This is a genomic window from Clostridium sp. CM037 (assembly GCF_055081095.1).
In genome coordinates this window covers 599,535-613,172 of sequence record NZ_CM143650.1, presented here as the reverse complement: position 1 = coordinate 613,172, position 13,638 = coordinate 599,535, and the positions used below count along the sequence as shown (strand labels likewise).

Below are 13,638 nucleotides of genomic sequence, written 5' to 3'. Positions count from 1 at the left end.
GCACTAAATACTATAATGGCTCTTGTATAAGAGCCATTAAATCATCCTATGCGTGGCAACTGTATTAGATGTAGAAAAATTTTGAGAACACTTATTATAAAGAAAAATCATGCCAGGACTTCTGTGGATTGTTACTTAGAACTCTTATATAGATTTATAATTTTCAGTTAAAAATCAAATAAAAGAGGAAAGAATAATTATTCTTTCCTCTTTTATTTATTCAAATTATTTCATTAATTATGCATAAAGTAGGCAAACTTATCTGTGGAATAAGTTGCACGCATATCTCGTACATGAACCTCGCTACCCTGGTTGTCTGCAACATATGCCAAAGTATAATTACTATTAGCCCATCCCATAAATACAAATGTATGTGTTGGATATCCTCCGCCATCATTAGTTGTAAAACAAATACTTCCTGGTGTAAGCTTTTTAATATTCCAATTAGACTCCCATCCATTTGCATTTAGGTAACTTAAATACTGTCTTGTGTTACATGTTCCTAATGGAACATGTACTCCCATTCTTCTCATTACCTCGCTTGAGAAATAAACGCAATTATTTGAAGTATTTCCACCATGTAATGCCACTGCCCTGTTTAGTACATTAGTGACATTAGTTGAAGAGTTTAAATAGTTTGCAATCCTAGCTTCAAGCGCTGTTTGATTTGTTCCTTTCTCTGCCGCAATTCTATCCGCTTCTATTTTAGCAAGTCTTGCTGCTTCTTTTTTAGCCAACCTGTCTGCTTCTATTTTATTTAATCTGTCTACTTCTATTTTAGCTATTCTATCCGCCTCTATTTTAGCAATCTTATCCGCTTTTTCTTTAGTTGTACTATCTCCTTTAGTTATATTACCTTCTGCTTTTTTAGCTATTTCATCTGTCTTTACTTTGGCTATCCTATCGGTTTCTACTTTGGCTATGCTATCAGTTTTAACTTTAGCTATTCTATCTGCCTCTACCTTAGCAAGCTTGTCTAACTCTGTTTTAGCTAAATTAGCAGCCTTTACTTCTTCTGCTTTGTCAAATGATGCTTTCGCTATTTTGTAATTTTCTGCTATTCTAGCCTGTTTAGGCGCATCTGCTCTCTCAGCGGCTATCCTATCAATTTCTTCTTGTTTAGCTTTATTTGCAGATACTTGCGCCAATTTTCTAGCTTTTGCTTTATCTGCTTCTCCTTTTTCCGCTTTATCTACTGATATTTTTTCCAGTCTAGCAACCTCTTCTTGCTCCTCTGCTTGCTTTGCTAGCACCTCCGCTTGCTTTGCTAATTTTTCCTTTTTAGCCTTTTCAATTACTAGTTCATCGATTTTCTCTTTAGATATCAACTGTTTCTTACTAATTGTTGCCTTTGTACTCGTTGGATTAGCAACTGATGCTGTAAGCGTTACTTCCCTTACTTTCTTTTGGCTTGAAAGAGGAACCTCGCTTTTAACTGGCTCTTTCGCTTTACTTGCAATTGCCCACGCACTAGTACTTAACCCTACCACCGCTGTTAATGCCGTTATTACTACTATTCTCGTTCTCATTTTCCTTTTTTTTCTCATTTCAGTTCTAGTTCTCCGCTTCACTAATCATGTCCCCCTAAATTTGTTATATAAAATTACCCCTTATTAATATATCAATTTAATCTATTTCCCTAGTACTTGTCGTAATCCTTTAATTTTCGCATTGCAAATATCGACAAACACTCCAGTGTTATCACTTCTATTACCTAATCTGTTTTTCATTTGTTCCTCATCATGTTGGACAACCTACCTTACCTATTTGGTTTAGGTAGGTTTTTTAATTTCTGTCGAAATCTATCGGAAAATAAAGCCCGCTATTTTTTTATATTAGGAGGTATTGATACCATCTCTATAGAATAGGTACATTATAATTATTTAGGGTAAACGAGGGAGTACATTCTGTATTTGGGCTCCTAGAACGTGTAACCCACCCACTCTAAATAGGTTTGTTTTATCATATTTCAAATGGAGTACAAATGGGGGGATTATAAAATGTTATTTAATGGGCTATTTTAAAAAAAATTTCTATAAAACAGGGCGGAAAATTACTTAGCGAATATTGTGTAATAAATGGGTTTGATGATATTACATCGCAATGGAAGAAGCCTTCCCATGCTAAAAGTTTGTTTGCATATCACAGGCAAAAGGATAGAATGATATCAAAAAATTGGGTATCGTATCACCCTACTAGAGGGGATGCAAAATATAGTATATGGATTGATTTAGTAGCTAGAGAAGTTAGAGAAATTTTAAGGTCCCCAGCTTAACCTAGATTTTTCAATTTTACAAGTAATATTTTTAATTTCTTCATCAACATTTCATACATTCTCTTTGTTTGCTTAGAAAAATAGATCCAGCAGATAAGTATTTACCCACTAAGTCTATTTTTCTAGGCTACTTAAACTATCCTGGTATCAGTAGTAACTATCTTAGCATCTTTCGTGCCAGTTAAATCATCTCCTCTAGAGCTACATAAGTGCTTTGAGTTTTTGTAATGCTTTTTTCTTAGTTCTTGCAAATTGATGGTAGCTCTTATCACTATCACAGGCTATTTCTCCTATTGAATCTCCCAAAATATAATATCTCTCTAGCATTTTTCGCTCTAGTGGCTCAAGCGTTTCGAGAGCTGCATATAATTTTCTCACTTCATATGAGAATAGGTAAAGCTCCGATATTTATACCTCGGCTTTTTCCCCTCTCCCAAACTGTACGGGCGACTTTCATCGCATACAGCTTTCCAACGTTTCTATGAAATTTAAACATATTTACATTGCTTATTTCTAAGCTACTAAATCAATCAAATCTTTAACTCTTCTATGGAATTTTTTATTAGTCATCGTTAATAGTTTTTCTGGTGTTTTACCATGTAGCACTCTATGTTCTTCTACACTTAACACGCACAAGTTATCAAACGTATCCTTCCCGTTTTTACTACGCGGTGTTTTATGATGACAATGATATTCTTCAACAGGCACAAAATTACCCGACAAATAACTTTTACCACTGCAACTACTATATTTGCTTATTCTAAACTCACAGTATTTACTGCTTTCTTTAGAACATTTCGCACTTTCCACTAGATATTTTATGTCTACTAGCGAAACACCAGGTTTATGATTTATCTTCTCTCCATAATCATAAGGATTAGGTCTATTCACTTTACCTCTACCTGCATGAGTTACTGTACTATCCCAACTAGCCCAATCTAATTTTACTATTGGTGTTTTACTCTTTTCATGCATATAGTATCCAGTTTTACCCCAACTACTATATTTTCCATTCATAAAGTTATTTTTAATTTCTTGATTAGTTGTATACGTAGTTTTACCCTCCATTGTATTATAAAATCTCTTGTAAATTCGCCAACCTAATTTTCCAAAATCTAAATTAAATCTGTTCATTCCTCTAAAATAATTATGCAAACCTATTACGTAAATATTCCAATTCATTATATTTTCATATTTGGGTGATTTCTTAATTGCATTCAATTTCTTTCTACACTCATCAACAATTATATCAGCTTTATTTTCTGGAATATCATTTATACATTCCCTATTTCTAGCTTTATTATATTTATTTTTTACTTTCCTTAAACTAAAGTTATATCCTAGATATTTCATTTTTTCCTTATTCAAATCATATATTTTTGTTTTGGCTTCATTAATCTTCAGTTTTAAGTTTTTAGTTAAGTGTTTACTCACACTATACTTAAACTTTTCAGCATGGTCCTTACTTTCGCATAAAATAAGAATATCATCAGCATATCGAACATGAATACCAATTTTTAAATTAGTCCTTCTTATATTTCTACGCTTATTGCTTGTATTAACAAGACTACTATCATCCTTTTTATGCCAATCATCTCCTTGGTCTCTCAACCAAACATCAAATCTATGCAAATATATATTAGATAGTAAAGGACCTAAAATACTGCCTTGCGGACATCCTTTTGGGTCATAAATCTTACACCCTTTTTCAAAGTATCCTTTTTTAATGAAGCGATATATATAATTCAATATTACTTTATCTTTAATACCAATACTCCATAACTCCCTATACATTACATCAGCATCCAATGTTCCAAAATAGTCTTCCATATCAACTGATAATATATAAGGCATTGTTGTACACTGGTTTTTAACTTTAGCTATCGCATTATGAGTAGATACTTGTTCTCTAAATCCAAATGAACTAGGAACAAATTTAGTTTCGCAATAAGGCTCTAAAACTAACTGTATACACTTCTCAACTAGTTTATCCCACACACTACAAATTCCGATTGGTCTTTTCTTTCCATTACCCTTGGGAATATATACACGTTTTACATAATCCATTTCCTTGGTATATAATCTATCTTTAACTATTGCCGATAATTCGCTAAAACATCGCTCCGTTAAAGTTCCATAGTTTGAACCATCAGGTCCCTTAGTCATACGGCCTCTGCTTTTTCCCAATTGTTTCACTGCTAACATTACATTCTCTTCCGAGCAAACTAATTCATGTAATTTACGCATATCTATCTTATTGTTTTGGAAATTTTCAAACCTTTTTTTCATATCTACATAATAAATATTGTTTGTACTCATAGGAGGCTTCACCTCCTTTCTGTACGAATAGTCTCTTTCATCTAATTTGGCGAATTAGAATTTACAAAAATAATTTTATATACTAAAACGTCTAAGGCCCTTTCCTTTACCATATTTCTTGATATGATATCCAAACGGTACTACGGCCCCTCTGTTAACCTATTCATATTCTTTCTTAGCTTACCCTTTCGGTGCAACTAGTCCTCGAACATTACAGCCTCGACTTATTCAGCCTTATCCGTTAGGTCAATCACCTTTACCGATACTTCCTCCTTAAATATTGCACTTAGAACTCCTCTATACTCCGTTCTTCTCAGTTCTTACCTGGTTAGGTTTCGCACCTAATCTATAACCACCATAAGGCTATCCTCCATATGCACCATACGAAATACATTGAAGTAGAAGAATTAATTCAACCTCCCATCTGAACTAGGGATTGGCATTAATCGTTACGAAGTTTAATTATAAGGAAATTATATTCATATGCAACAGTACCCGAAGTGTAACTTTACAGTCAGCGTCTCCGTCTTCACCTATGCTTCGCAACATTACATTACTGCAATGCTGGCAGGAGTATTAGTAAGTCTCAGTATCCATAGGATATATTGGCTCCTATGCTGGACTCAGAAATATCAGTTAACTAATAGTAACCATTGCCTAGACAACTATTCTACTAGCCTAGAAAGCTTATCACCACAACTACGCAGCGCTTTCGCTAACTAAAAAGGTCGCACCATAGGCGATTACTTCATCCTCTAATGTAAATTCATAATGTCCTGCAGTATCAAAATCTAGCATTTCATTGTTTGGAATTTCTCTAAAATGCTTTATCTGCCCTTTTAGAAGGGCTTTGAAGTTCATTCTTATAGAATTTATGCAGTAGCCGTTAAAGCTGTTGCTACCTAGCTTATACATGTCTATGGCTTTTATAACAGAAAGGTAACCATGCTGCACTAAATCTTCTAGTTCATAACCTGGAATGTGATACCTTGAAGCTTCCTTGAATATGAGGTATTTGAATTTTTCTATTATCGCTTCTGTAGCTCCACTCTCTTTAGTTTTAGCCTTTTCAACTAGTTTTTCCATAATAAAAACACCGCCTTTTAAATTTTTTATATAGAGAATATTAAAAGATAACTGATCAGTATGCTTGTCCTAATAGCTGTTTTTCTAGAAGATCGAAATCATATGTTCTTTGATCATAGTCGCAGAATCCACCATTTTTCACATTAGGACTTGAGCTGCCACTCTTTTTACTCGCCCACTGTTTTTGATAGGATTTTACCTGCTCCGCAGTTTTTATGCCTTTACTTATCCAGCTATTGAGTACTTTAGTGATGTACTTTATAGTTTTAGCATTATATTCTACAGCCTCATCAATAGCCATAATGATAACTTTACTACTTACCTGCTTTGCAAAATCTAATATTTTTTCATACACTAAAGGCGTGATAGCATGTACATTTTCTTCAAATACCTTAAGTACACTTTTTAAGCCCTCACCATCAGCAGCAGAATTATTTCTATATTTTATGACTATTGCTTCTTTCTTAGTTAATGCTTCTTTCTTAGTTAATGCTTCTTCTTCTTTATTCCTTAATTCTTGTTCTTTATTTATTAATTCTTCTTTATTACTTCTTATTCTATTACTTGGTAGCCCCTTATAATGGCCTTGTAAGCCCCTACTAATGACCTTATTAATTATGAATTCACTTGGCTCCTGAATTTCTTCCTTTTTCAGAAAATCATTATTATCTTGGTCATCTATATTTTCCATGGGAATTACATCAGAACTGCTTTCTAAAGTAAAGTTTATAGGATGCTTGTCCACTTTTTCTAAGTAACAATCTACGCAGGTTCTATCATCAGTAAAATTAATATCAAAAGATTCCTCTATAATGAGGTTCTCGAAAATTTTCGCTACATCTAATTGAGCTACATCACATTTTTTAAATAAAATTTTAAGAAATTCTTTATTTTTAACCCTGGATAACTCGTGATGAACACATTTAATAGCGTTTATATTGTTAGGTACGTTGTATTTCATCCAATTTAACACCATAATCTCTTTCGTATCATCACAGTATAAGATTTTGTTATACTCACAGAATCTTTTAATTAGCTTGTCTACAGTATCTCTGTTGTACCCAGTTTCTGTAGCTATAAATTTTTTTGATATTTCATAAATACCGCACTGCGTTGTTTTGGTATTTGAGATAAGATATAAATAAAAGTATTTTTCCTCTGGTGTAAGTTCAAACACAAAGCTATCACTCCAAAATTCTGTATAAATCTGTCTGTATTTAGCCATTAGTTAATCCTCCTTAATATTAATTAAATCATCACCTGCGAAGCTGCACTATTAACGGCTTTTAATTAAGCCCTATATATAATAGCCACGAGAATTGCAAATCCGAGTCCCCTAATATTAAATATTTTTAAGTTTTTTATAAATCTTTTTAAGACGGGTTCTTATAGATGCTTCATCCACTCCTTCAGCACGCGCGATTTGAATAATTGATATACCTTGAAAAAATACCTTTTGTATCAATACCTTCTGCTGTGGTAACAGTTTTTCCAAAGCATTATGTAATGCTTTACCTGTTTCTTTTTTTTCAACAATGATATCAACAGCTACACTCTTATCTTCAAATTGAAACCCTTGTTCCTTCTTCTTCTCTAATGAATTGTGCCTACGGGTTTCTCTTCGTTCATTGTTATAAGTTTCTCTTCCAATTTCTATTGCAATCTCAGCAATATCCTTTGATAACTCAATCTCTGCTATTTCTCCTGTTACAAATTCATACTTAATGACCATTATTACATCTCTCCTTTAATCTTTTTAAAATTCAGATACAATCTCGTAAAAGAGCAAAAAAAACAACCGGATAACTGCTTTTATTAGCAATCATCCGGCACTTTGGATAAAAAAAATAAGAGCCGTACAAAAGCTTTGTTAAAAGCAATTGTTCGGCTCTTAGGTAGTTCTTTTAGACTCCTTTTAGCTCGAAACACATGAATCTAGTTTTTTTAGGTTATTGTAATTTGGCTTGTCTAATCTCACCTGTGCAACTTGTTTACACTGAATGCACTTTATATCTATTACTCCTGTTGCATTTCCCTCTATATCAAATAATCTTCTCCTACAAATCGGACATCTAACTTGCTCGGTCATAATATATCCCCCTCGTGATTATTGATAGTTTTAATACTCATTTTTTTCATATCATTAAATTCGTTACTTTCTTAAACACTTGCATTTTAATCCCCCCCCATGTTGTTACCTAGTACTCTCGGAAACTCTCAAGCCATTGCTAATTCTAGGTTCATTTTTATTCATATATCAACTTCACCCCAGAATTTCTTCGAGTTTTATATCTTTCGGGTAGCATAGATAGTCTAAGCTATCCCTAGTATTATCGATTTTTTTTAATTAAATAGTTTTAAATAAGACTTGACAGCAGTAAAAATTTCGCAAAATGAATTTTGTATATTATTACCATTTTTCATTTATAAGGAGTGATTTTTATGTTAACTGTTAAGGCCTCACATACTCAATATCAAAATTTTGTTGAAACATTTCTAGAAAAATTCTTTATTCAAAATAATCAAGAAATTACTTTGTTTGAGCGTAGTTCAATAATAACAAAAATCTGGTCTGCCGACCTAACCGGAATTGTCCCTCTAATACAAAGTGCTTATTCTAAATCCAATCAAGGGGCTCCGCCCAAAGATGCGGTAGCTTTACTCAGATCACTTATTATTATGGCTTATTGTAAAGAAACCAGCATATCATCTTGGATAAAGACATTACGTTCAGAACCGTTTTATGCAATTCTGTCAGGCTTTATCCCTGCTTGCTACTCGCCTTTTAAAGCCGAAGGCATAGTTGCTGATCAAATACCTGGCATAGGTACTTTTTATGATTTTATGGATAGGCTGATTCATAAGGATAAAATCCTATATAAATCCAAACTGCGTAAATTGAAACGTAAACCAAGTAAAAAACAAAAGAAAAACCAAAAGATGAATAACTCCAAATCTGGTGTAGTCGAACGTTTAGTTAAAAGAATCTTAAAATATGATAATTCTAAGCTTTCTGACAGAATAGAATCCAAAATGAACAACATACTTAAGGAATTATTTGTTATTCCTTCCTTATCAATGGGCATTTTGGGTGACCCTTCTAAACTAAATATTGCTGGTGATGGAACTTGTATGCCTACACAGGCTTCGCCTTATGGTAAAAAAGTTTGTGATTGCAAACTTAAACCAGGAGAGCATTGTGCTTGTTATCGAAAGTTTACCGATCCCAGTGCTAGCTGGGGTTGGGATAGCTTTAATGAACACTATTACTATGGTCAAACTTATCACGGGTTCACTGCCTGTGATAGTTTTTACAGCCTACCTATCCATATTAAATTTGTTAGTGCAGCACGGCATGATTCTGTTACCGGTGTTTATGCACTTAAAGAGATTGTAGATTTATACCCTGAAATTAAATTCTATTCCGTAGCCTTAGATTCTGCCTATGATGCTAATGCATTTTATCTTTTATGCATGCATTATGGAATAAATCCTATTATTGATTTAAATTCACGTTCTTTAAAACCTTCATCAGGCAGTGATTTTGTTGAACTTGACGATAAGGGCATTCCTCATGGGAAAATTTGTGGACATCAGCTTCGTAATTGGGGAATCGTCCGTAAGGAATTTAGGCATAAATGGTTATTCCCAGTTCAATGTGACCACTGTGAAAAATGTCCTATTAAAAGCAAGAAAATTTATTACACTAAAACATTAGATAATCCAAGATATTTTACTCCTATACTAAGAGGTTCAAAGCAATGGAAATCTCTTTATAAACGACGTTCAACTACTGAAAGGTGTTGGGATAGAATAAACAACGACTTCCATGCTGAAAAAGCGATTATCTATTCCGTTGGTCGCAGAATAACAAGAGTATTTCTTGGTGCATTTTGCTGTTTTATAGATGCTTGGGCTAATGAAAAAGAGGTAACAATTGCTGATATCTTCCCGGTTTTCAAGAAAATAGCTGCCTAATTTATAATCAGTTTTAACTCAATAACCAGCCTACGGCTTTTTTAAAATAGTGTATAAAAAAGCCTTTTTATCATGCCTACTATTAATTCAAGTATAGCATTTCATCCAAATAAATACTTTTATTCCTCAAATATGGGAATTGTTAATTATTGTTTTTCGAGTACACTCTGTTACCCTAATATCAATGTTATACTGCGAACATGTATTCGTCAAGCATTTTTTGCAACATTTTACTTAATTTTGTATTTATTCCAGAGGAAAGAGCTTGAATTTGAATTATCTCCCGCAAGGTCTGAAATTTGATTGACATAAAATTATGTAAATTATATAATAATTATTATAAAATAATACTTAAAAAATATATCTTTATATGAGAAATAAGTTGATATATAAAGAAATATAGGATTTTATGCAATTTTAAAGCAAAACTTTATTTATACTTTTGCATAATATGAATGATAGGGGCGAATTAATGTGAGTGAACGATCTGTATATAAATATGCAAAATTTGATTTTTTTAAAAAACTTCTTTTTACTTCTAAAGTTAACAAACAACTTAAAAATTGCGAAAACATTGAATCATATTTACTTAGCAATAATTATTTGAAAAAACTTGACAGTAGATTAAACTTACTAATCTCTGATGGATTTAGCAGCGAGGTAAAAAATAGTTATTTCTTATATAAGGGCTATACCCCCGATGGTAGTTTAACTCCTTTACAAAAATATACTATTATTGATGGAGAAGTAAAAAAACACATTGATGTGATTAATCATGGAATTATTATTATAGATTTATATGAAGAAAGCATATACCTACATAGCTATTTTAAAAACAGCGACTATATAACAAGCTATTTAATTAAAGAAGAAACAAACTCTGAAACAAACAAAACTTTAATTTTCAACAATGAAAAAGTTAAAATAAATATTAAAAATATTAATAAATTTGATACTATTCTTGTAGTTGATGATTTTATAAATAAATTTATCATATAGAAAAGCTCTCCTATCTGGAGAGCTTTTTTTATATTCTGAATACATAACCCAAAACTCCACACAAAATATAGTAGCTGCATATATATTCAGTGAAGACAAAATGAACTGTGCTGTTATTTATGTTGAACCTCTGTATATAAGAATGACTTTTGTAGAATACTAAGGATAAATATGAGAAATTATGGAGATGTTATTATTGGCCTCTAAAAAAAATTCATTACTAATTGTGATGTTGTCGTTGATAACATTATTATTTTATAGTTTTCTACCTCTAACTAATATCCAAAATGTTATTGCTACAAATATAACACTAGATAATAAAACGTCAAATGAGAAACGAGGAACACCACATTATGATTATATTATAGGAAAGGATCACTGGCCCCATTACCGTGTATTCTTTTGGGTTCCTAAAAGTGCTACCCATTTTACACCTTATGCTGATAGCGGAGTTAATACAAATGTTTCAGAACATGGTGATGCTTCAAAGTGGTCCGTAGTTGTTACACCCGAAATAAAAGATGATAGAAAATTAGTGTTCATATATGTCCCTAAAACTTTTGTTTTTCTATATGGAAAGGACTTTGAGGATGTTATACATTTAAGCTATTATCTATAAATGAGCGAAAATGATCCCATTAATTTCCATATGTTAAAAAAGAAAAACATCTATGCATTCTCCTGTTATAATTAAGTCACGACACAAAACATAACTAAGGAGAAAACATAAATGTTTAACAACTCAATTGTAACAAAATCATCGGCAATATACAAATTTTTAATTGAATTAAAAATAACTCTTTATCTCACAACGCCTCAAATTCATCATCTAATATTATTTATAAATTCTATGGTGACAAAAGGCTACTGTGGAAAAGTAACTGACGTCTCAGACTTTATGCCGGTTAGGCATCGGACTAATATTGGAAAGTTTTTATCGGAGAGTCCATGGGACGAAAACTTCGTTGAAAAAGCCCTAAAAAAACGTGTTATTATGAGAATATGGGAGATGTCTAAAACAACTGGCAGTCCTATTTATATTGTAATAGATGACACAATTTCAGAGAAGACTGTGCCCTCGTCAAAGGCTAAGAAACCTACTGAAAAATGTGGATTCCACCATTCTCATTTAAAAGGTAAAACAGTTTATGGTCATCAATTAGTTACAGTTATGTTATTGTGCGATACTCTTGTGCTGCCATATACTATGGCGATATACAACAAAGAAAATATGAGTAAAATCCAAATGGCAATTGAGTTTATAAACTCCTTACCACAACCAGTAAATAAAGGCTATGTTTTATGTGATAGTTGGTATAGTAATAAAAAATTGTTCGCTGTTTCTAAAGAGGCAGGCTACGCCTATATTGGTGGTCTAAGAACAAATAGAGTAGTATATCCAAAAGGTCGTGAAAAACTTGGAATTAAGCTTAATCATATGTGCGAGATATTAACTAAGGATGATGTCGACCTAGTCAAAGTTGGCAATAATGAATATTATGTCTACACATATAGAGGCAAGCTTAATGACGCAAAGGATTCTTTGATAGCCCTTTGTTGGCCTAAAGAAGCTCTTTTCAAGCCTGGTTGTTTAAGAGCATTCATAAGTCTAGATACCACTATTACAACTGAAGAACTTCTAAATCACTATAAACATAGATGGCCAATTGAAACTTTTTTCAGAGAAACTAAAAAACATCTTGGTTTAAATCATTATCAAGTAAGAAGTGATCGTAGTATTAACAGATACTTCTTGTTACTAATGATTACCTACGTATACTGTGAATTAGAGATAAGCAATGGTACGTTGAATTTCAACGCTGGAATTAAAAGTGCAAGGAACCAATCTAAAAAGGAACGAGTATCTTGGATTTTTAATCAAGCTGACTTAGGAATTCCTCTTGAAGCTATTTTTAAAACATTAAAGATAGCTTAGAATAGTTGGTATTAATTTTAAATGGAATAAATTTCTAACTAATTCGCTCATTTATAGCTATTATTAGTTTTTAGGTATTTACTATCCATAGGAGATCACTTCAAGTTATCTCCTATGGATTTAACGACATTATATTGGAGACTTAATAGAATTTCTTTTTCTTTTTTTGTATTAATTTTATAATCTTCTACGAAATCCATGTTCTCTTTTATTTTTTCATTTTTTGAAATTATATATTTACCATAAATGACTAATTTCCTAAGTTTCTCAAGAAACGTTTTTATATCCTCAGGTGTAAAATCTAAATGTTTATTTGGTGATATCCTCTCACCAATTCATAAATCTCTTATAACATGTCTATGTTAAAAGTAAATACCCTTTACCTATCTTCAATGTGAATTCTGTTAATGTCGTGAAACCCACGCTCCACACCGAAAAAACCACAAAATATACACCTCTATATATTTTGTGGTTCCCTCCCATGGCTACCCCAAGTTTTTTTGTTTTTTTTAAAAAAATTTGTCAACTTTTCAACCAAACTTCTTTACCTTTGAGTATCTTTTGTTTATTAACACCTTATTTGGATATAATTTTGAAAGAAGAATATATATAGTAGAATATTTGCTAACATTAAAACATATAATCTATATAATTCTAATTCTAAATGAAAAAAACATATTAATTATTATTAATAGGGAGGGATATAGTCTTTATGCTTAAATTTATAATTATTTCAATTATATTAACTATTATGTATATTTTATTAGGTAGCTTAATGCATGTAGCAGGTAAGGATACTCCTGTAATGCCAGATATTAACCATAACGAGTATAAAGGTAAAAATAATTAACTTAGGCCTTTTGTCTTAGTAAAAATCTTAACCACTTAAATACCTTTACCATGCCTCGTATTATCTAATATATCAAATATCTCTGGAGTTATTATATCTCTACCAAGTATAGCTACATTTGATGGTGCTACCTTTACTTGTGTTTTTTCTGCCGTTATACTTTTGTTCTATTGAAAGTTCTTTATCCCTTTGTCT

12 protein-coding genes and 1 pseudogene are annotated in these 13,638 nt (G+C 32.0%); 5 read left to right on the top strand and 8 right to left on the bottom strand.

All coding sequences use genetic code 11. The features are described 5' to 3' along the window. Window positions 1-233: 233 nt before the first annotated feature. From ACWJKP_RS03165 to ACWJKP_RS03135, 7 genes are all read right to left on the bottom strand, one after another. Entirely contained in the window at window positions 234-1,571 is a 1,338-nt protein-coding gene (locus ACWJKP_RS03165; protein WP_462961406.1) for a hypothetical protein, read from the bottom strand. An 835-nt stretch (window positions 1,572-2,406) separates the two neighbouring features. Then, a complete protein-coding gene (locus ACWJKP_RS03160; protein ID WP_165412473.1) occupies window positions 2,407-2,553 on the bottom strand; it encodes a hypothetical protein in 147 nt (48 codons plus the stop codon). A gap of 235 nt (window positions 2,554-2,788) precedes the next feature. Beyond that, complete coding sequence (locus ACWJKP_RS03155) at window positions 2,789-4,594, bottom strand: reverse transcriptase domain-containing protein (RefSeq protein WP_462961405.1); 1,806 nt, start codon at window positions 4,592-4,594, stop codon at window positions 2,789-2,791. A 699-nt stretch (window positions 4,595-5,293) separates the two neighbouring features. Continuing rightward, on the bottom strand, window positions 5,294-5,680 hold the full coding sequence (locus ACWJKP_RS03150; protein WP_165415020.1) for a sigma factor: 387 nt from the start codon (window positions 5,678-5,680) through the stop codon (window positions 5,294-5,296). A gap of 55 nt (window positions 5,681-5,735) precedes the next feature. Next, window positions 5,736-6,905, bottom strand: coding sequence for a DnaD domain protein (locus tag ACWJKP_RS03145; protein ID WP_165415021.1), 1,170 nt, complete (start codon window positions 6,903-6,905; stop codon window positions 5,736-5,738). Window positions 6,906-7,022: 117 nt separating this feature from the next. Continuing rightward, on the bottom strand, window positions 7,023-7,412 hold the full coding sequence (locus ACWJKP_RS03140) for an RNA polymerase sigma factor (protein WP_165415022.1): 390 nt from the start codon (window positions 7,410-7,412) through the stop codon (window positions 7,023-7,025). Window positions 7,413-7,595: 183 nt separating this feature from the next. Beyond that, complete coding sequence (locus tag ACWJKP_RS03135) at window positions 7,596-7,769, bottom strand: hypothetical protein (protein ID WP_165415023.1); 174 nt, start codon at window positions 7,767-7,769, stop codon at window positions 7,596-7,598. A 353-nt stretch (window positions 7,770-8,122) separates the two neighbouring features. Between ACWJKP_RS03135 and ACWJKP_RS03130 the strand changes: the two genes are divergently transcribed. The 5 genes from ACWJKP_RS03130 to ACWJKP_RS03110 all read left to right on the top strand — a co-directional run bounded on the left by ACWJKP_RS03130 (window position 8,123) and on the right by ACWJKP_RS03110 (window position 13,443). Beyond that, window positions 8,123-9,658 (top strand): transposase, encoded by a 1,536-nt coding sequence (locus ACWJKP_RS03130; protein WP_224578683.1) that lies wholly within the window; start codon window positions 8,123-8,125, stop codon window positions 9,656-9,658. 474 nt (window positions 9,659-10,132) lie between these two features. Further along, window positions 10,133-10,657 (top strand): hypothetical protein, encoded by a 525-nt coding sequence (locus ACWJKP_RS03125; protein ID WP_165415050.1) that lies wholly within the window; start codon window positions 10,133-10,135, stop codon window positions 10,655-10,657. Between the two features lie 181 nt (window positions 10,658-10,838). Then, window positions 10,839-11,276, top strand: coding sequence for a hypothetical protein (locus ACWJKP_RS03120; RefSeq protein ID WP_165415051.1), 438 nt, complete (start codon window positions 10,839-10,841; stop codon window positions 11,274-11,276). Between the two features lie 111 nt (window positions 11,277-11,387). Further along, entirely contained in the window at window positions 11,388-12,593 is a 1,206-nt protein-coding gene (locus ACWJKP_RS03115) for an IS701 family transposase (RefSeq protein ID WP_165414941.1), read from the top strand. A 712-nt stretch (window positions 12,594-13,305) separates the two neighbouring features. Then, window positions 13,306-13,443: a hypothetical protein gene (locus ACWJKP_RS03110; protein WP_165413873.1), complete on the top strand. Its 138-nt coding sequence runs from the start codon at window positions 13,306-13,308 to the stop codon at window positions 13,441-13,443. Window positions 13,444-13,484: 41 nt separating this feature from the next. On the opposite strand, the pseudogene ACWJKP_RS03105 reads toward ACWJKP_RS03110, so the two are convergent. Next, window positions 13,485-13,592, bottom strand: a pseudogene (locus tag ACWJKP_RS03105) (UTP--glucose-1-phosphate uridylyltransferase); the annotation flags it as partial. Window positions 13,593-13,638: the final 46 nt, after the last annotated feature.